Source organism: Streptomyces sp. Isolate_45 (assembly GCF_024721315.2).
Lineage (GTDB): Bacteria > Actinomycetota > Actinomycetes > Streptomycetales > Streptomycetaceae > Streptomyces.
The window spans coordinates 1-19,221 of record NZ_JANFAK020000147.1; the positions used below are offsets into that span (position 1 = coordinate 1).

Annotated in this window: 18 protein-coding genes; 4 read left to right on the forward strand and 14 right to left on the reverse strand. The window is 72.8% G+C overall.

The window, feature by feature from the left end:
- The 4 genes from NOD94_RS32475 to rimP form a co-directional block, all read right to left on the reverse strand.
- Positions 1-328 (reverse strand): translation initiation factor IF-2 N-terminal domain-containing protein (locus NOD94_RS32475; protein WP_281209764.1); only part of this gene is annotated, 328 nt, incomplete at its 3' end.
- Between the two features lie 152 nt (positions 329-480).
- Positions 481-768, reverse strand: a complete 288-nt coding sequence (locus tag NOD94_RS32480) for a YlxR family protein (protein ID WP_281209765.1) — start codon at positions 766-768, stop codon at positions 481-483.
- Between the two features lie 133 nt (positions 769-901).
- Positions 902-1,987, reverse strand: a complete 1,086-nt coding sequence (nusA, locus tag NOD94_RS32485) for a transcription termination factor NusA (RefSeq protein WP_281209766.1) — start codon at positions 1,985-1,987, stop codon at positions 902-904.
- 2 nt (positions 1,988-1,989) lie between these two features.
- Positions 1,990-2,502: a ribosome maturation factor RimP gene (gene rimP, locus NOD94_RS32490; RefSeq protein WP_281209767.1), complete on the reverse strand. Its 513-nt coding sequence runs from the start codon at positions 2,500-2,502 to the stop codon at positions 1,990-1,992.
- A 158-nt stretch (positions 2,503-2,660) separates the two neighbouring features.
- Between rimP and NOD94_RS32495 the strand changes: the two genes are divergently transcribed.
- Genes NOD94_RS32495 through NOD94_RS32510 form a run of 4 tightly spaced genes read left to right on the forward strand, consistent with a single transcriptional unit; the run spans position 2,661 to position 5,560 of the window.
- A complete protein-coding gene (locus NOD94_RS32495; RefSeq protein WP_281209768.1) occupies positions 2,661-3,230 on the forward strand; it encodes a hypothetical protein in 570 nt (189 codons plus the stop codon).
- Positions 3,227-3,667, forward strand: coding sequence for a ferritin-like domain-containing protein (locus NOD94_RS32500; RefSeq protein WP_281209769.1), 441 nt, complete (start codon positions 3,227-3,229; stop codon positions 3,665-3,667). The genes NOD94_RS32495 and NOD94_RS32500 overlap by 4 nt, the downstream gene beginning before the upstream one ends.
- A 45-nt stretch (positions 3,668-3,712) precedes the next feature.
- A complete protein-coding gene (locus NOD94_RS32505) occupies positions 3,713-4,615 on the forward strand; it encodes an aminoglycoside phosphotransferase family protein (protein ID WP_281209770.1) in 903 nt (300 codons plus the stop codon).
- A gap of 42 nt (positions 4,616-4,657) precedes the next feature.
- Complete coding sequence (locus NOD94_RS32510) at positions 4,658-5,560, forward strand: slipin family protein (protein WP_281209771.1); 903 nt, start codon at positions 4,658-4,660, stop codon at positions 5,558-5,560.
- A 159-nt stretch (positions 5,561-5,719) separates the two neighbouring features.
- On the opposite strand, the gene NOD94_RS32515 is transcribed toward NOD94_RS32510, so the two are convergent.
- The 10 genes from NOD94_RS32515 to NOD94_RS32560 form a co-directional block, all read right to left on the reverse strand.
- On the reverse strand, positions 5,720-7,420 hold the full coding sequence (locus NOD94_RS32515) for a proline--tRNA ligase (RefSeq protein ID WP_281209772.1): 1,701 nt from the start codon (positions 7,418-7,420) through the stop codon (positions 5,720-5,722).
- A 43-nt stretch (positions 7,421-7,463) separates the two neighbouring features.
- Positions 7,464-8,036, reverse strand: coding sequence for a GNAT family N-acetyltransferase (locus tag NOD94_RS32520; protein ID WP_281209773.1), 573 nt, complete (start codon positions 8,034-8,036; stop codon positions 7,464-7,466).
- An 83-nt stretch (positions 8,037-8,119) separates the two neighbouring features.
- Positions 8,120-8,965 (reverse strand): GNAT family N-acetyltransferase, encoded by an 846-nt coding sequence (locus NOD94_RS32525; protein WP_281209774.1) that lies wholly within the window; start codon positions 8,963-8,965, stop codon positions 8,120-8,122.
- Positions 8,966-9,102: 137 nt separating this feature from the next.
- A complete protein-coding gene (ispG, locus tag NOD94_RS32530; protein WP_281209775.1) occupies positions 9,103-10,260 on the reverse strand; it encodes a flavodoxin-dependent (E)-4-hydroxy-3-methylbut-2-enyl-diphosphate synthase in 1,158 nt (385 codons plus the stop codon).
- A 175-nt stretch (positions 10,261-10,435) separates the two neighbouring features.
- Positions 10,436-11,737 carry a site-2 protease family protein gene (locus NOD94_RS32535; RefSeq protein WP_281209776.1) on the reverse strand — a complete coding sequence of 434 codons (1,302 nt, stop codon included), beginning with the start codon at positions 11,735-11,737 and terminating at the stop codon, positions 10,436-10,438.
- Positions 11,734-12,996, reverse strand: coding sequence for a 1-deoxy-D-xylulose-5-phosphate reductoisomerase (gene dxr, locus NOD94_RS32540; RefSeq protein ID WP_281209777.1), 1,263 nt, complete (start codon positions 12,994-12,996; stop codon positions 11,734-11,736). Before dxr ends, NOD94_RS32535 begins: the two co-directional genes overlap by 4 nt.
- Positions 12,997-13,008: 12 nt before the next feature.
- Positions 13,009-14,319: a hypothetical protein gene (locus NOD94_RS32545; protein WP_281209778.1), complete on the reverse strand. Its 1,311-nt coding sequence runs from the start codon at positions 14,317-14,319 to the stop codon at positions 13,009-13,011.
- Between the two features lie 75 nt (positions 14,320-14,394).
- Positions 14,395-16,356: an acyl-CoA dehydrogenase family protein gene (locus NOD94_RS32550; protein ID WP_281209779.1), complete on the reverse strand. Its 1,962-nt coding sequence runs from the start codon at positions 16,354-16,356 to the stop codon at positions 14,395-14,397.
- Between the two features lie 186 nt (positions 16,357-16,542).
- Positions 16,543-17,988: an aldehyde dehydrogenase family protein gene (locus NOD94_RS32555; RefSeq protein WP_281209780.1), complete on the reverse strand. Its 1,446-nt coding sequence runs from the start codon at positions 17,986-17,988 to the stop codon at positions 16,543-16,545.
- A gap of 214 nt (positions 17,989-18,202) precedes the next feature.
- Positions 18,203-19,221: helix-turn-helix domain-containing protein (locus NOD94_RS32560; RefSeq protein WP_281209781.1), on the reverse strand; the 1,019-nt coding region annotated here is incomplete at its 5' end.

Genomic DNA, 19,221 nt, shown 5'->3' on the forward strand with positions numbered 1-19,221 from the left:
CCGGGGCGGGCGCCGCGGGTGCGGCGGGGGCCTCGGCGACGACCGGCTTGGGGGCCGGTGCACCGGGCTTGGGGGCAGCGGGACGCGCCGGGGCGGGAGCCCCGGGCTTGGCGGGTGCGGCGCTGCGGGGCGCACCCGGCTTCGCAGCGGACTTGCCGGCGTTGCCGCCGGGCCCCTGCAGTGCGTCGGTCAACTTGCGTACAACCGGCGCCTCGATCGTCGAGGACGCCGAACGGACGAACTCACCGAGTTCCTGGAGCTTGGCCATGACGACCTTGCTCTCAACTCCGAACTCCTTTGCGAGTTCGTATACCCGGACCTTAGCCACTTCGCTCCTTTTAGGTCCGGGTTACGCCGGACCGTCGCTACTTCATGGGCGTACTCATCGCGTACTCATCGAGTGCTCATCGCAATCTCGACCTACTTCCAACTCGCGAGGTACCTGACCGCACGGGTTTACCCGTGCCGTTCTTCTTGCTCTTACGGTGTCGCCTCGGCCGGTACGGCCAAAGCTGTGCGCAGTTCCGCCGTGTCGAGCGCTCCGGCGGACCGGAGGGCCCGGGGGAACGCCCGGCGGCGGACCGCCTGGTCGAGGCAGACCACGGCGGGGTGCACGTAGGCACCCCGGCCGGGCAGCGTACCGCGTGGATCGGCGACGCATTGGTCACCGATCGCCACGATGCGCAGCAGATCGCTCTTGGCCGCTCGCTCCCGACACCCCACACAGGTTCGTTCGGGGCATGCGCGGGCTTGCGTCCGGCCAGACACGCCTAAGTCTACCTCCCCGTAGCGACCTCACCCCTTCAGGTGAAAAATCGAACGGACGTCGTGGTGATCCTCAAGGGACTCCGAGGTTTCGGAGTCCCTGTCTACCGGCCGGAAACCCCCGACCGGTACCGATTTATTCCCGCCCGCGTCCGTGGTCGCGGCCGCCGTCACGGTCGGAGCCGCGGTCGGAACCACGGTCCGAGCCGCGGTCCGAGCCGCGGTCGCGGTCGTCCCCGTCGGCGGCCGGCTCGGTGTCCGGACGGATGTCGATGCGCCAGCCGGTGAGCCGAGCGGCGAGGCGGGCGTTCTGGCCCTCCTTGCCGATGGCCAGCGACAGCTGGTAGTCGGGCACGGTGACCCGCGCGGAGCGCGTGTCCCAGTCCACGACGTCGACCGCGCTCACCCGGGCGGGTGACAGCGCGTTCGCGACCATCTCCGCCGGGTCGTCCGACCAGTCGACGATGTCGATCTTCTCGCCGTGCAGCTCGGCCATGACGTTGCGCACACGGCTGCCCATCGGGCCGATGCAAGCGCCCTTGGGGTTCAGGCCGGAGCGGGTCGACCGGACGGCGATCTTGGTGCGGTGACCGGCCTCACGGGCGATCGCGGAGATCTCGACGCTACCGTCGGCGATCTCCGGGACCTCCAGCGAGAAGAGCTTCTTCACCAGGTTGGGGTGGGTGCGCGACAGGGTCACGGACGGACCGCGGACACCCTTCGCCACCCGTACGACGTACGCCTTCAGGCGCAGGCCGTGCGTGTACTCCTCGCCGGGAACCTGCTCCTGCACCGGCAGGATGGCCTCCAGTTTGCCGATGTCGACGAGGACGTTCTTGGGGTCCTTGCCCTGCTGGACGACGCCGGTGATGACGTCGCCCTCGCGGCCGGCGAACTCGCCGAAGGTCAGGTCGTCCTCGGCGTCGCGCAGACGCTGGAGGATCACCTGCTTGGCGGTCGTCGCGGCGATGCGCCCGAAGTCCGACGGCGTGTCGTCGAACTCCTTGGGCTCCTGGCCCTCTTCGAGGTCCCTCGGGTCCTCCGTCGCCCACACGACCACGTGACCGTTGGTGCGGTCGAGCACCACGCGGGCGCGGCGGAAGCTGCCCTCGGTGCGGTGGTACGCGATGAGGAGGGCCGACTCGATCGCTTCGACGAGCAGGTCGAAGGAGATCTCCTTCTCGCGGACCAGACCCCGCAGGGCACTCATGTCGATGTCCACGGCTACGCCTCCTCTTCCTTCTTGTCCTTGCGGTTGAACTCGATTTCGACACGCGCCTTGGCGATGTCGGCGAACGCGATGCGGCGGGTGGTCGCCTTGCGGCCCTTCACACCCGGAACTTCGAGGTCCATGCCCTCGTCGTCGACGTCGAGGATGCGGGCGATCAGTTCACCGGCACCCTTTTCACCATCGGCGGCCAGCTGAAACTTGACGAGACGGCCGGTCGCCCGAACGTAGTGACGGTGCTCGGTGAGCGGGCGGTCCGCGCCCGGGGAGCTGACTTCGAGGACGTACTCGTCCTCGCCCATCACGTCGGAGGCGTCGAGCTGGTCGGACACCTCACGACTCAGCTCGGCACAGGCGTCGAGTTCCACACCCTCATCGGAATCCACGATGACCCGCAGCATCCGGCGCTTGCCCGCCTTGGACAGCTCGATCTCCTCGAGGTCCAGGCCCTTGGCGGCGACGAGCGGCTCCAGCAGTCCGCGCAGCCTGTCGCTCTGGGTGGTGCTCATCCGGGTGACTCCTCGGCCGCGTGTGCTGTTGTGGTTTTCCGTCGCGTGTCAGGTCAAAGGGTATCCGGTCGCGGGGGGTGTTGCCGTCCGCGCTGCGGACGCGCCCCCCGGGTACCGTGATCACACCCTGTCCCGCCATCACCCCGAGGACGACGCCCGTGCCCTGGACCCTGCCCTTGAGGCCCTCGCGTAGGCGCCTGCTCGTCGGAGCCGCCGGTGCGGCCGGGGCCGTACTGCTCCCCGGGTGCTCCGGCGGGGGCGACCCGTCGGACGCCGACACCGGCGTTCCGCTCGAACGGCGCATCCGGGAGGGCGCCGTTCGTGACAGCGAGCGGCTGCTGGAACGTTACGACGCCACCACCGCCGCCCATCCGGCCCTCGCCGCCCGCCTCGCGCCGCTGCGTACGGCCGTCGCGGCGCACGTCGCGGCCCTGGCCCTGCCGGGCCCGACCGCCCGTACGCCGTCGGCCACGACCGAGCCGCTGTCCGCCGGCGCCTCCGCCGCCCCCTCGGGGACGCCGTCGGCGCGCCCCGACCCGGTCCCGCCGAAGGAGGCGGACGCCCTGACCGCCCTGGCGGACGCCGAACGGGACCTGTCCGAGGCCCGCACGGTGTCGCTGGCCGGCGCGCCCGGGGAACTCGCCCGACTGCTGGCGTCGGTGGCCGCGTGCGGGGCCGTCCACACCCACCTGCTGACCTCCACCCCGACCCCGGGAGCCGCTTCGTGAAGCCCGAACCCTCCCCCGCCGGCCGCCCCCTGGAGGCGGCGCAGGCCGCGCTGGCCGCCGAGCACTCGGCGGCGTACGCCTACGGGGTGATCGGCGCCCGCGCCTCGGCCGCCCGGGCCGCCGAGGCCCGCGAGGCCTACGGGGGCCACCTCGCCCGCCGGGACTCCCTGACCCGGACGGTGCGGGAGCTGGGCGGCTCGCCCCGGCCCTCGGAGGCGGCGTACGCCCTGCCCTTCGAGCTGCGCGGCCCGGCGGACGCCGAGCGGCTGGCCGCCGAGATCGAGGACCGGGTGGCGGGCGCGTACTCGGATCTGGTGCGGGCGGCGGACGGTCCGCTGCGCCGCGAGGCGGCCGACGCGCTGAGCGCCGCGGCCGTCCGCGCGGCACGCTGGCGCGGTGTCGGCGTAGCCTTCCCTGGGCTCACGGAAAAGCGCTGAGGAGGCGCGACGGGGCCCGGCACAGCTGAAAGGGACCACGCACGCATGGCTTTCGAACCGCCGCAGCGGCTTGTACGGGCGCTCGGCGAGATGCCCGGGACGGCGCAGGACACCGACTGGCTGGGGCAGTTGCCCCGGCTCGCCGAGGAGGCGCTCGCCCGGCGGGACGTATCGGCGCAGCGGGTCCAGGCCCCCGGCGGCCGCAGCAGTCTGGTGCTCCTCGTCCACTACTCCGACGGCACGCCGGCGGCCCTGAAGATGGCCCCGCCGGCCGCCAGGCCGGACCGGGAGCTCGCCGCGCTGGCGCACTGGGGCGGTTTCGGAGCCGTACGGGTCCTCGACTCGCGCCACCACGAGGACGACGGCGGGCTGCTCCTGGAGCGGCTCCATCCCGAGGTGTCGCTGCGTTCGCTGCCCGAGGCGAAGGCCCTGCTGGAGGCCTGCGGCACGCTGCGGCGGCTGTGGGTGGAGCCGCCGAGGGAGCACGGCTTCGAGACGGTGGCCGGGCGCACGGCCCTCCAGTGCGAGGCCCTGCGCGCGGCGCCGCCGGAGCTCCGGGCGCTCGCGGACACGGCCGTGGCGCTGCGGGGCGAGCTGACGGCCGTGCCGGGCGAGGAACTCCTGCTGCACGGCAACTTCCGGCAGGGCAAGGTGCTGGCCGGGGAACGGGCGCCGTGGCTGACGGTGGGTCCGGATCCGCTGGTCGGCGAGCGGGCCTACGACCTGGCCCGGCTGGTCCGGGACCGGCTGGAGGACCAGGTCGCCTCCTCCACGGGGGCCGCCGGGGCCCGGCGGCGGGTGAACAAGCTGGCGGACTCGCTGGAGGTGGACCGCGAGCGGCTGCGGGGCTGGACGGTGTTCCGCGCGGTGGAGTCGGGCAACCGCGCGCTGGCCGCCGGGCGGCGACGGGACGCGGAGCTGTTGCTGGAGTTCGCGGCCTGGTTGTAGGGCATACCGTAGGTAGGAAGGTATGTCCGGCAGGGGGCCGTCATGGTCGAGGAACTGCTGACAGCGGCGATCGCCGCGGGCATCGGGGTGGCCGCGTACGCGGTGGCCGCCGCCCGGGTGGTGAAGCAGTACGAGCGGGGCGTGGTGTTCCGTTTCGGTCGGGTGCGCGAGGGCGTGCGCGGCCCCGGTTTCACGCTGGTGGTGCCGGGGGTCGACCGGCTGCGCAAGGTGAACATGCAGATCGTGACGATGCCGGTGCCGGCCCAGGAGGGCATCACCCGGGACAACGTCACGGTGCGGGTCGACGCGGTCGTCTACTTCAAGGTCGTCGACGCGGCCGACGCGATCATCGAGGTGGAGGACTACCGGTTCGCGGTCTCCCAGATGGCGCAGACGTCCCTGCGGTCGATCATCGGCAAATCGGACCTGGACGACCTGTTGTCGAACCGCGAGCAGCTGAACCAGGGGCTGGAGCTGATGATCGACAGTCCGGCGGTCGGGTGGGGCGTGCAGATCGACCGGGTGGAGATCAAGGACGTGTCGCTGCCCGAGACGATGAAGCGGTCGATGGCGCGGCAGGCGGAGGCGGACCGCGAGCGGCGCGCCCGGGTGATCAACGCGGACGCGGAGCTGCAGGCGTCGAAGAAGCTGGCGGAGGCGGCGGCGGTGATGTCGGAGCAGCCGGCCGCCCTGCAACTGCGCCTGCTGCAAACGGTGGTCGCGGTCGCCGCGGAGAAGAACTCGACGCTGGTGCTGCCGTTCCCGGTGGAGCTCCTGCGCTTCCTGGAACGCGCCGCGCCCAGCGCGCCGGGCACCCCGCAGCCGCCCCCACCGCCCCCACCGCCGCCCCCGCCGTCCCCGCCGTCCCCGCCACCGGAGGTGGAGGCCGGCGCGGAGAGCGGGACGGAGGACACCGGCGGGAGCCCGCCCGCGCCCGCTGCCTAGGGCCTGTCGCCGGGGAAGGTTCGCCGGTTCGCGGTGTCCGGTGCGGTGCATCGCAAGGCGGAGGGCCGCGGCGTGTACTGGACGTACTTCCGTGGTCCGACAACGCGGCGAGGTGCCGTGCCGGGCACCGCGAACCGGTGGACCTTCCCGGTCACAGCGCTAGGCGTTCGTGAGGCGGGCCAGGGCCTCCTCCAGGGGGAGTTCCTCGCGGGTGCCGGTGGCGCGGTCCTGGAGTTCGACGACGCCGTCGGCCGAGCGGCGGCCCGCCACCAGGATGTGGGGGACGCCGATCAGTTCGGCGTCGGTGAGCTTCACGCCGGGCGACAGTCCGGGTCGGTCGTCGAGCAGGATCCGCAGGCCCGATTCGGCGAGCGCGGCGGCCGCCCGTTCCGCCAGGGCGAGCGGGACGGCCTTGCCGGCGGCGACCACGTGCACGTCGGCCGGGGCCACTTCGGCGGGCCAGCACAGTCCGCGGTCGTCGGCGGTCTGCTCCGCGAGGGCGGCGACGGCGCGGGAGACCCCGATGCCGTAGGAGCCCATGGTCACCCGGACCGGCTTGCCCTCGCGGCCGAGGACGTCGAGGCCGAAGGCGTCCGCGTACTTGCGGCCCAGCTGGAAGATGTGTCCGATCTCGATCGCCCGGTCGAGCCGCAGCCCGGCGCCGCAGGCCGGGCAGGGGTCGCCCGGCTCGACGACGACCACGTCGAGGTACCGGTCCACCTCGAAGTCGCGGCCGCAGACCACGTTCCGGGCGTGGGTGCCCGCCCTGTTGGCGCCGGTCACCCAGGAAGTGCCGGGCGCCACGCGGGGGTCGGCGAGGTAGCGGACCTTCTCCAGGCCCTGCGGGCCCACGTAGCCGCGTACCAGGTCGGGACGGTCGGCGAAGTCCTCGGCGGTCACGAGTTCCACGACCGCGGGGGCCAGGTGCTCGCCGAGCTTGCCGAGGTCGACCTCGCGGTCGCCGGGGACGCCGACGGCCACGATCTCCCCGTCGACCTTCACCAGGAGGTTCTTCAGCGTCGCCGACGCGGGGACGTCGAGGAAGGCGGCCAGGGACTCGATGGTCGGGGTGTCGGGGGTGTCCAGCTCCTCGACGGGGCCGTGTTCGCCCGAGGTCGGGGCGAGGGCGAAGGTGACGGCCTCGGTGTTGGCCGCGTAGTCGCAGGAGGGGCAGTCGACGAAGGTGTCCTCGCCGGCCCCGGCGGGCGCGAGGAACTCCTCGGACGCCGAGCCGCCCATGGCCCCGGACACCGCCGACACGATGCGGTGGTCGAGCCCGAGCCGCCGGAAGATCCGTACGTACGCCTCGCGGTGGAGGCGGTAGGACTCGGCGAGGCCCTCGTCGGAGACGTCGAAGGAGTACGAGTCCTTCATCTGGAACTCGCGTCCGCGCAGCACCCCGGAGCGGGGGCGGGCCTCGTCGCGGTACTTCGTCTGGATCTGGTAGAGCATGACCGGCAGGTCCTTGTAGGAGGTGCACTGGTCCTTGACGACGAGGGTGAAGATCTCCTCGTGGGTGGGGCCGAGCAGGTAGTCGGCGCCCTTGCGGTCCTTGAGCCGGAACAGCAGGTCGCCGTACTCCGACCAGCGGCCGCTGACCTCGTACGGTTCCTTCGGGAGCAGCGCGGGGAGCAGCACCTCCTGCGCGCCGATGGCGTCCATCTCCTCGCGGACGACGCGCGTGACGTTGTCCAGGACCCGCTTGCCGAGCGGCAGCCAGGTCCACACGCCGGCGGAGCTGCGCCGTACGTAGCCGGCCCGGACCAGGAGGCGGTGGCTGAGGGTCTCGGCGTCCGCCGGGTCCTCGCGGAGGGTCTTGGCCATGAGGCGGGACATGCGCTGCACGTGTTGCGTAGACATGTCGGGAGGCTACCGGGGTCGGCGGGGGCCCCGGCAACCCGTTTCAGGGCCGGAGCAGCGGCAGGGGCGCGCCCATGACGGCGTACGGGAGGCTCGCGCTCGGGAACTGGACGCGGCGGGCGAGGTCCCGGTAGCCGAGGGCGGTGTAGAGGCCGCGGGCCGGGCTGTCGGTGTCGATGGCGGAGAGGATCGAGCGGGGTTCGTCGGCGCTGTCGGTGATCCGGGTGATGAGGGTGCGGCCGACGCCGCGTCCCTGGAAGCCGGGGTGGACGTGCAGTTCGGTGATGACGAAGGACTCGTCGAGCCAGCCGTCGGCGCCGCCGGCCCGCAGGTACGGTTCGACGATCGTGGACCACCAGTGGCCGCGGTCGTTGGGCATGCCGTAGACGAAGGCGGCGAGGGCTCCGTCGTCGGTGAAGGCGCCGAGCGCGCGGGCGCCGCGGCTGGTCATGTGGCGCTGGACGATGTAGCGCCGGATGCCGACCTCCTCCTCGCTGAGCCCGAAGGCCACGGCCTGCACGCGCAGGGCCTCGTCCACGCGCTCGGCGAGGTCGAGGGGGCCGACGCGGAGTCCGGCGGGCCGTGCGGGGTCGTCGCCCCCGGTGGTAGGCAGCATGCGGCGACCTTACTTCGGGGTAGGGGCGGTGCGGTACGGCTCGGGTGGCGAAAGCGGCCACGGGCGGGGCGGTGGCGGCGGGCTCAGAACAGGACGCTCATGAACGCGCCGGTCTCACGGAAGCCGACCCGCCGGTAGGCGGCGCGCGCGGCGGTGTTGAAGTCGTTGACGTAGAGGCTGACGACGGGCGCCACGTCGCGCAGGGCGTAGGCGACGACGGCGGCCATGCCGGCCTCGGAGTGGCCCCGGCCCCGGTGGGCGGGGTCGACCCACACGCCCTGGATCTGGCAGGCGCGGGAGGTGGCGGCGCCGATCTCGGCCTTGAAGACGACCTTGCCGTCGTCGATGCGGGCGAAGGAGCGGCCGGTGCCGACGAGCTCGGCGACGCGGGCCTGGTAGAGGAGTCCGCCGTCGCCGGCCATCGGGGAGATGCCGACCTCCTCGGTGAACATGGCGACGCAGGCGGGCATGATCAGGTCCATCTCGTCCCGGCGGACCCGGCGGACGCGGGGGTCGGCGGTGACCGTGGTGGAGGGCTGTTCCATGACCATCAGCGGCTGGCGGGAGCGGACGTCGCGGGCGGGGCCCCAGCTGGGTTCCAGGAGCTGCCACAGCAGTCGGGTGGCCTCGGCGGGGCCGACGATGGAGGAGCAGCGGCGGCCGGTGCGGCGGGCGCGTTCGGCGAAGGCGCGTACGGCGTCGGGTTCGGCGCAGACGGGGACCAGGTTGGCGCCGGCGTAGCAGAGGGAGCGGAGCTCGCCGTCGGTGTACCAGCCCCACATCTCGCCGCCCAGGCGCCAGGGGTCGAGGCCCGCGACCTGGACCCGGGAGGCGACGAAGGCGTTCTCGACCGGCGCGCGCCCGAGGACTTCGAGGGCGGCGTCGAGATCACTGGGCTCAAGGACCCGGGTGGTGGTCTGCGTCAACACTGGGGCCTCACCATGCAAGTCTGCTGATCTCCGCACTGTACCCGGCGGGGCCTTGGGATGCCGCTTCCACGGTCACGAAAAGGCCCCGGCCCCGGCCCCGAGCTGGGGGAACGGGGCCGGGGCCACGGTTGCGGGTGCTACACGCCGATGGCGACGGTCGGCTCGCCGGAGGTGATGCCGTCCTTCTCCATCTGCTCGGCGATCTTCATCGCCTCTTCGATGAGGGTCTCGACGATCTTCGACTCGGGGACGGTCTTGATGACCTCGCCCTTGACGAAGATCTGGCCCTTGCCGTTGCCGGAGGCGACACCGAGGTCGGCCTCACGGGCCTCGCCGGGGCCGTTGACGACGCAGCCCATGACGGCGACGCGCAGCGGGACCTCCATGCCCTCCAGGCCCGCCGTGACCTCCTCGGCCAGCTTGTAGACGTCCACCTGGGCGCGGCCGCAGGAGGGGCAGGAGACGATCTCCAGGCGGCGCGGCTTGAGGTTCAGCGATTCCAGGATCTGGTTGCCGACCTTGACCTCCTCGACCGGCGGCGCGGAGAGGGAGACGCGGATGGTGTCGCCGATGCCCTCGGAGAGCAGCGCGCCGAAGGCGACGGCGGACTTGATGGTGCCCTGGAAGGCGGGGCCGGCCTCGGTGACGCCCAGGTGCAGCGGGTAGTCGCAGGCGGCGGCGAGCTGGCGGTAGGCGTTGACCATCACGACCGGGTCGTTGTGCTTGACCGAGATCTTGATGTCGCCGAAGCCGTGCTCCTCGAACAGGGAGGCCTCCCACAGCGCGGACTCGACCAGCGCCTCGGGGGTGGCCTTGCCGTACTTCTTGAGCAGGCGGGCGTCGAGGGAGCCGGCGTTCACGCCGATGCGGATCGGGGTGCCGGTGTCCTTGGCGGCCCGCGCGATCTCCTTGACCTTGTCGTCGAACTGCTTGATGTTGCCCGGGTTCACGCGGACGGCGGCGCAGCCGGCGTCGATCGCGGCGAACACGTACTTGGGCTGGAAGTGGATGTCCGCGATGACCGGGATCTGCGACTTCTTCGCGATGACGGCGAGGGCGTCGGCGTCGTCCTGCGTGGGGCAGGCGACGCGGACGATGTTGCAGCCGGAGGCGGTCAGCTCGGCGATCTGCTGGAGCGTGGCGCCGATGTCGGACGTGCGGGTGGTGGTCATCGACTGCACCGAGATGGGTGCGTCGCCACCGACGGCCACGGAACCGACCTGGATCTTGCGGCTGACCCTGCGGTCGGCAAGCTTCGTCGGCACGGCCGGCATTCCGAGTGAGATGGCAGTCATCTGCTGTGCAACCCCAAGGTGTGGATCGAGGTCCCGAGATCGGCGGGCTCCAGTCTTCGAGATTACGCCAATCAGCACGTGCCCCTTGCATCCGAGGGGGTGTGCCACCCGAACGTAGGGAGCCGGGCACGATGCGTGCCCGGCTCCTTCCGGCCTGGTGTAGGGAAAGCGGCGGCTAGGTGATCTTGATGGGGTTCACCACGTCCGCGACGAGGACCAGCAGCGTGAAGCAGACGAAGAGCCCGGCGACCACGTACGCGGCGGGCATCAGCCGTGCCACGTCGAACGGGCCGGGGTCGGCGCGCCGCAGGAGCCGTGCCACATTGCGCCGCAGGGACTCCCACAGGGCGCCGGCGATGTGCCCGCCGTCCAGGGGCAGCAGGGGCAGCATGTTGAACAGGAAGAGCGAGAGGTTGAACATGCCCAGGACGTTCAGCATGATCGACATCCGCTGTTCGCCGGGGATGTCCAGGGTCGCGATCTCGCCGCTGATGCGGGCCGCGCCGACGATGCCCATCGGGGAGTCCTGCTCGCGTTCGGCGCCGCCGAAGGCCGCGTCCCACAGTGCCGGGATCTTCGCGGGGAGCTGGATCAGGCCCTGCACGCTGCCCTCGACGATCCCGCCCATGTGGTCCACGGACTCACCGAATCCGAGGGCCGCGATCTCGCTCTTCGGGCTGAAGCCGAGCCAGCCCGCCGTGACGTACTCGCCCTTGACGTAGCCGCCGTGCCCGTCCGTCTTGGCGACCTTGTTCTCGATCAGGTTCACCGGCAGGGTCACCTCGCGGCCGTCGCGCACGACGGTGACCGTGGCGGGGCCGACGGTGTCGCGGATCCGCTGTTGCAGGGCGGACCAGTCGGCGACGTCTCGGCCGTCGAAGGCGACGATGCGGTCACCGGCCGCGAGGCCGGCCTGCTTCGCCGGGGCGACCGGGTCGCTGTCCTTGCACACCTCCCGGTTCTCGCTCTGCTGGATCACGCAGGGCGAGACGGTGGCGACCTCGGTGGTGGTGCGGTTGATCCCGAAGGTCATCCAGACGCCGAAGAAGATCGCGAGGGCGAGCACCAGGTTCATGAAGGGGCCCGCGAACATCACGATCACGCGCTTCCACGGCTTGCGCGTGTAGAAGAGCCGCGTCTCGTCGCCGGGCTGGAGTTCCTCGTAGGCCGCCGAGCGGGCGTCCTCGATCATCGACCGGAACGGCGACGTGGAGCGGGCGGTGACCTTGCCGTCCTCGCCGGGCGGGAACATCCCGATCATGCGGATGTAGCCGCCCATCGGGATGGCCTTGATCCCGTACTCGGTGTCGCCCTTCTTGCGCGACCAGATGGTCCGGCCGAAGCCGACCATGTACTGGGGCACGCGGATGCCGAAGAGCTTGGCCGTGGAGAGGTGGCCGAGCTCGTGCCAGGCGATCGAGAAGAGCAGGCCGACCACGAAGACGACCACACCGATCAAGGTCAGCAGTATCGTCATGCGCTTGCCTCCACGGCGGCGCGAGCCGCCATCTCCCGTGCCCGGGCCCTGGCCCAGGTCTCCGCTTCCAGGACGTCCGTGACGGTCAGCGAGGTTCCCGCTCGCGGCGTCCCGTGTTCATCGACCACGGCAGAGACCGTATCCATGATTGCTGTGAACGGCAGCCGACCGGCCAGGAACGCCTCCACGCACTCCTCGTTCGCCGCATTGAACACCGCGGGGGCCGTGCCGCCCAGGGTGCCGACGTGGCGGGCCAAGCCGACCGCGGGGAAGGCCTCGGTGTCCAGGGGGAAGAACTCCCAGGTCGACGCCTTGCTCCAGTCGAACGCGGGGGCCGCGTCCGGGATCCGCTCGGGCCAGCCGATGCCGATCGCGATGGGGCCCCGCATGTCCGGCGGGGTGGCCTGGGCGAGGGTGGAGCCGTCCGTGAACTCGACCATGGAGTGGACGAAGGACTGCGGGTGGACGACGACCTCGATGCGCTCGAAGGGGATGTCGTAGAGCAGGTGCGCCTCGATGACCTCCAGTCCCTTGTTGACCAGGGTCGCCGAGTTGACGGTGATCACCGGGCCCATCGCCCAGGTCGGGTGCGCGAGCGCGTCCTGGACGGTGACCCCGGCCAGCTCCGCGCGGGTGCGGCCGCGGAAGGGGCCGCCGGAGGCGGTGACCACGAGCTTGCGGACGTCGGCGCGGGTTCCGCCGGCCAACGCCTGGAAGAGCGCCGCGTGCTCGGAGTCCACGGGGACGATCTGCCCGGGCTTCGCGAGGGCCTTGACCAGCGGGCCGCCGACGATCAGCGACTCCTTGTTGGCCAGGGCCAGGGTCCGGCCGGCCCGCAGCGCGGCGAGGGTGGGCGCGAGGCCGATGGATCCGGTGATGCCGTTGAGGACGGTGTGGCACGGCGAGGCGGCGAGCTCGGCGGCCGCGTCGGGCCCCGCCAGGATCTCGGGCAGCGGCTCGGACGGGCCGTACTGGGCGCCGAGCGCCTCCTTCAGGGCGGGTACGACGTCCTCGCGGGCGACGGCCACCGTCCGCACCCGCAGCAGCCGCGCCTGCTCGGCGAGCAGTCCGACGCGCCCACCGGCGGCGGACAGCGCCGTGACCCGGAAGCGGTCCGGGTGGCGCAGGGCGAGATCGATGGCCTGGGTGCCGATGGACCCGGTCGACCCGAGGATGACGATGTCCCGGCGGCCGGCCGAGGCGTCGAAGAGGAGGTGCGGGTCGGCGAGGGGGGCTGGACTGTCGGTCATGCCCCCCATTGTGGCCGCAACTCAGGAGCGCTTGGACACGGAGTCCCCGTCGGTGACACGGGCGAGGAGTTCGGGGAGCGTTCCGGCGAAGTCGGGAAGCGCACGGGCCGCCCGCCACCAGGCCCTCGGATCGTTCCCGAGCGCGGCGTCGAACAGTCGGTCGGCCTCCGCCCGGGCGGAGAGGACGGCCGCGGGCCGGTCGTGGCGGTCCGGGTGGCCGATGTCGCCGAGCCACTGGTCCTCGTCGAGCGCCCAGCAGGCGGGGACCTTGTGCCGGACCACGTCGGCACCGGTGATCAGCCCGCGGTCCAGGCAGTCGCGGACCCAACGGACGTCCTCCTCGACGGTCTCCATCGGGACGGCGAGGCTCACCAGGGCCAGCTCCCGCTCCCAGCCGCCCGTCGGCTCCGCCGTGGCCGTGTCGGGGGCGAGTCGGCGCACGGCCCGGCCCAGCGCCGGGTCGTGCCGTACGAGGCCCAGCGGTGGCAGGGAGTCGGCGGCCAGCTCGGCGGCCAGCTCGGGCAGGGTGCCCCGGTAGCCGGGGGCCCGGCGCGGCAGCTCGGCCCACAGCCGCGGGTCCTCCCCCAGCGCGGGCCGCAGGGCCCGCTGCACCGCCGACTGCATCTCGGCCTGCTCGGGCAGGCTCCAGCGGAGCCCGCGCGTCACGGGCAGGTGCCCCAGCAGCAGCGTCCGGGCGGCGGGGGCCACGGCGGCGACGAGCTCGTCGCAGGTCAGCAGGCCGGCCCGGACCGCTCGGACGGCGGGCCGGTACCAGTGGCGCCCGTACGGGTCACCCGCGCGGGCGTCGAGCAGCGCCGGGCAGGCCTCCCGGGGCAACCCGGCCGCCAGCAGCAGGGCCTCCACGGCTCCCGGCGGCAGCGGGGCGCGGGCGTGCTCGCGCAGCAGTTGTTCCGGGTCGAGGTCGTGCGGCATGCCGAGCAGGGTGAGCGGGACCCGGGGCCGGCGGGCGTGCCGGCGCAGCAGGGCGATCAGCCCGGCGGAGTCGAAGGGTCCCGGTCCCGTCGCCCGGAGCAGCTCCGGGGAGGGGCCGGGGCGGGCGGCGTACCGGGCCGTGCCGGGCAGGCCGGGCAGCGGGCGGCCGACGACGTGGGGGTTGCGGGCGATGTAGTGCCGATCCGCCTCGGCTCCCCCGCGCAGCAGCAGGGTGACGGCCGAGGCGGGCAGCCACTGGTCGCGGCACAGGTACTTGCGCGTCGGCCCGTCGAGCCGGTCGAGCAGCTCGCCCACCACCTGCTGCGGCGCGTGCCGCAGCAGGTGGGCCACGCACCAGGCCAGCCGCCTGCTGACCCGGTCCTCCTCGGCCGTCGGCATCGTCCTCGCCCGCCTCGCGCTCGTACCCGCGCCCGGGGTCGCACATCAGTCCGGGCTACTGCCGATGATGGCAGGTCAGCGTAGGGGGCGGTGGACGTTTTCGTGCACCGACGGGCCCGGAGTGGCGTCCGCGATCCAGGGGCCGTCGCCCGAGGGGTCGAGGACGCCCTCCTCCAGCCAGGTGTAGGCGCCGCCCAGGACCCCTTCGACGACCTTGCGGTCGAGGTCGTCGGTGTTGGACCAGAGCCGGCCGAAGAGCTCCTCGACGCGGATCCGGGACTGTCGGCAGAAGGCGTCGGCGAGCTGGTAGGCCTCGCGGCCGTGCTCGCCGGCCGCCCTCAGGTGCTCGGCGCGCACGCAGGCCGCGCTCATCGCGAAGAGTTCGGCGCCGATGTCCACGATCCGGCCGAGGAAGTTCTGTTTGGTCTCCATGCGGCCCTGCCAGCGGGACATGGCGTAGAACGTCGAGCGGGCGAGTTTGCGGGAGCCGCGTTCGACATAGCGCAGGTGGGTCGCCAGGTCGGGGTGGCCGGTCGGGTGGAAGTCGCGGTAGGTGCCGGGCAGTTGGCCGGCCCCGGTGGCCAGTTGGGGCAGCCAGCGGGCGTAGAAGCCGGCCGCGCGGGCGCCCGCCCTGGCCTTGTCGCCGAGGTCCTTCTCGGGGTCGATGATGTCGCCCGCGACGGCGAGGTGGGCGTCGACGGCCTCGCGGGCGATGAGCAGGTGCATGATCTCGGTCGAGCCCTCGAAGATCCGGTTGATCCGCAGGTCGCGGAGCATCTGCTCGGCGGGGACGGCCCGTTCGCCGCGCGCGGCCAGCGACTCGGCGGTCTCGAAGCCGCGGCCGCCGCGGATCTGGACGAGCTCGTCGGCCATCAGGCAGGCCATCTCGGAGCCGTACAGCTTGGCGAGGGCCGCTTCGATGCGGATGTCGTTGCGGTCCTCGTCGGCCATCTGGGACGCCAGGTCGACGACCGCCTCGAGGGCGAAGGTGGTGGCGGCGATGAAGGAGATCTTGGCGCCGACGGCCTCGTGCCGTGCGACCGGGCGGCCCCACTGCTCGCGAACGCCGGACCATTCCCGGGCGATCTTCAGGCACCACTTGCCGGCGCCGACGCACATCGCGGGCAGGGACAGCCGGCCGGTGTTCAGAGTGGTCAGCGCGATCCTGAGGCCGGCGCCCTCGGCGCCGATCCGCTGGGCGGCGGGCACGCGGACGCCGTGGAAGCGGGTGACGCCGTTCTCCAGGCCGCGCAGGCCCATGAAGGCGTTGCGGTGCTCGACGGTGATGCCCGGCGAGTCGGCCTCGACGACGAAGGCGGTGATCCCGCCGCGGTGGTTCTCGCCCTTCGGGACGCGGGCCATCACGACGAGCAGGTCCGCGACGACCCCGTTCGTGGTCCACAGCTTCACGCCGTCGAGGACGTACGCGTCCTCCCCGTCCGGCACGGCCGTGGTGGCCAGCCGCGCCGGGTCCGAGCCCACGTCGGGCTCGGTGAGCAGGAAGGCGCTGATGGCGGTGGTGGCGCAGCGCGGGAGGTAGGCGTCCTTCTGCTCCTGCGTGCCGAACATCTTCAGCGGCTGGGGCACGCCGATCGACTGGTGCGCGGAGAGCAGGGCCCCGATGGCCGGGCTCACCGAGCCGACGAGGGCGAGCGCCTTGTTGTAGTAGACCTGGGTCAGGCCGAGGCCCCCGTACTTGGGGTCGATCTTCATGCCGAGGGCGCCGAGCTCCTTGAGCCCGCGGACCGCCTCGTCGGGGATCTTCGCCTCCCGCTCGATCCGGGCGGCGGTTCCGTCGGCGAGCATCGCCTCGCAGAACTCCCGCAGCCGGGCCAGGAAGGCCTCCCCGCGCCGGACGTCCTCGTCGGCGGGGAGCGGATGGGGGTGGATCAGGTCGAGCCGGAAGCGGCCGAGGAAGAGCTCCTTGGCGAAACTGGGCTTGCGCCAGTCCTGCTCCCGGGCCGCTTCCGCGACCCGCCGCGCCTCGCGCTCGGTCACCTTGGGCTGTACGGGCCGTACGGGCTGTGTTGCGGACATTCGGGTACTCACCTCGCCGCATCGGGACACTACCGATCGGTGCTACCTGTGAGTCGTACCCGATTCCGGGGCGCGGGAAAAGGCCGCGTGGGCCGTCCGGGCGTCCGCCCGGTCCGTCCGGGGAAAGGGGGACGGCCGGAGCCCCCGCACAGTAGGCTCCGGCCGTCGGTCTGGGACCGTACGAGATCAGATGTCGAGGCCGGTCAGGACCAGGACGCGCTCGTAGGTGTAGTCGTCCATCGCGTAGCGGACGCCCTCGCGGCCCACGCCGGACTGCTTGACGCCGCCGTACGGCATCTGGTCGGCCCGGTAGGAGGGCGCGTCACCGATGATCACGCCGCCGACCTCGAGCTCGCGGTGGGCGCGGAAGGCGACCTGGATGTCGCGGGTGAAGACACCGGTCTGGAGACCGAACTTCGAGTCGTTGACGGCGGCGAAGGCCTCGTCGGTGTCCTCGACGCGCAGCAGGGTCAGGACCGGACCGAAGACCTCCTCGGTGGCGAGCTTCACGCCGGCCGGGACGTCCGCGATGACGGTCGGCTCGACGGTGGCGCCGTCGCGCTTGCCGCCCGTGAGCAGCTTCGCGCCGGCGGCGACGGCCTCGTCGACCCAGGCCTCGACGCGCTTGGCGGCGTCCTCCGAGACGAGGGGGCCGACGTCGGTGGCGGAGTCGGAGGGGTCACCGGTGACCTGCTCACGGACCTTCGCGACGACCTTCTCGGCGAGGCGGTCGTAGACGGAGGCGTCGGCGATCACGCGCTGCACGGAGATGCAGGACTGGCCGGCCTGGTAGTTCGAGAAGGTCGCGATGCGGGTCGCGGCCCATTCGAGGTCGGCCTCGGAGGACCAGTCCGCGAGGACGACGGCGGCGGCGTTGCCGCCGAGCTCCAGGGTGCAGTGCTTGTGCGGCACCGACTGCTGGATGGCGTAGCCGACGGTGTCGGAGCCGGTGAAGGAGATGACGGGCAGGCGCTCGTCCTTGACCAGCGCCGGCATCTTCTCGTTGGCGACCGGCAGGACCGACCAGGAACCGGCCGGGAGGTCCGTCTCGGCGAGCAGCTCACCGAGGATCAGACCGGAGAGCGGGGTGGCCGGGGCCGGCTTCAGGATGATCGGCGCGCCGACGGCGATGGCCGGGGCCACCTTGTGGGCGCACAGGTTCAGCGGGAAGTTGAAGGGCGCGATGCCGAGGACGGGACCCTTGACGAAGCGGCGGGTCAGGGCCAGCCGGCCGACGCCACCGGCGTCGGTGTCCAGGCGCTGGGCCTCTCCACCGTTGAAGCGGCGGGCCTCTTCGGCCGCGAACCGGAACACGGACACCGCACGGCCGACCTCGCCGCGGGCCCACTTGACCGGCTTGCCGTTCTCGGCGGAGATCAGCTGCGCGATCTCCTCGGTGCGCTCGGCGAGGCGGCGCGACACGTGGTCCAGGGCCGCCGCGCGTACGTGGGCGGGGGTGGCGGAGTACTCCGCCGTCACGGCGTGCGCCGCGGCCACGGCCTCTTCGACCTGGGCGTCGGTCGGCACGCTGACGGTACCGACCAGCCGGCCGTCCCACGGGTTGTGGACGTCGAAGCTGTCCTCGCCGGAGGCCTGGCGGCCGGCGAGCCAGAAGGCGTGGGTGGAGGTCATGCGAATCCCGGCCCTTCGGATTGTGCGGGGGTACCTCGCAGCGGCAGCCGGAGGCGGGTCCTGTCCCCACCACGGTAGGACGCCGTCGGGGTTTCGTTGTTTATCCGACCTGGAGCGGCGACCTGTCCGGCTTCGCCGGTTTGTCAGTGTCGTGGGCCGCACCGGGCGTGCGGAGCGACCGTGCGGGGCGGTCGCGCCGGGCCGGGCGCCGGGGTCAGGTGGCGGGGGTGGCGGCCTTCAGGGCGAGCCAGAGTTCCATCCGGACGTCCGGGTCGTCCAGGGAGCGCCCGAGGATCTCCTCGACCCGCTTCATCCGGTACCGCAGCGTGTGCCGGTGAACGCCCAGGTCGGCCGCCGCCGCGTCCCACTGGCCGTGGCGGGAGAGCCACGCCTGGAGCGAGGCCACCAGGTCCCCGCGGCCGGTCGCGTCGTGCTCCCGCAGCGCCCTGAGCGTGCCGTCCGCGAAGGCCCGTACGGCGTCGTCCGCGAGCAGCGGCAGGACCGAGCCCGCCGCGAGGTCCTCGTGCTCCACCATCGGCCGCCCCCGCCGCCGGGCCACGGCGAGGGCCTGGTCGGCCTGCTTGACGGCGGCGGCCACTGCCGTCGCGGCCGCGGGCGCCGACAGGCCCACCACCAGTTCGTCCGGCTCGGGGCCGGTCGCGTCCCGGCCGCGCCGGGCCTCCAGGGCCTCCGCGTGGTCGGCGCACGCCTGTACGGCGGACCCGCCGTCGGCAGCGAGCACCACGAGGCGGCCCTCCTCCGGGACGACCAGCAGCGCCTCGCCGGTACGGGCCGCCGCCGACTCCACGGCGTCGGCGAGCAGCGCGAGCCCCTCCGGCTGGGCCGTCCCCGGCAGCGCCGGCTCGGCCGTGACGATCCGGAACGGCGCCTCCAGCAGGGCCCCGTACAGGTCACCGGCCACCGCCCGGGCGTGCTCCGCCTGCCCCTCCAGCAGCATCCGCAGCACGGCCGCGCCGAGGCGGGACTCCGCGTCGTGCAGCGACCGCGAGCGTTCCGTGGTCAGGGTCAACAGGGCGACGGCCGAGTGCACCGCGTACCGCTCGGCGGTGCCCAGGGGGGCTCCCGTACCGACGGCGAGCGCGCCCCGGGCCCGGCGCCCGGTGCCCAGGGACTGGAGTTCCACCCGGTCCTCGGAGCCGCCCACGACCGCGCTCGCGGGCGCGGGCCGCTCGCGCAGGCGCTCCACGTCGGGGGTGAGCCGGGCGGCGCGGC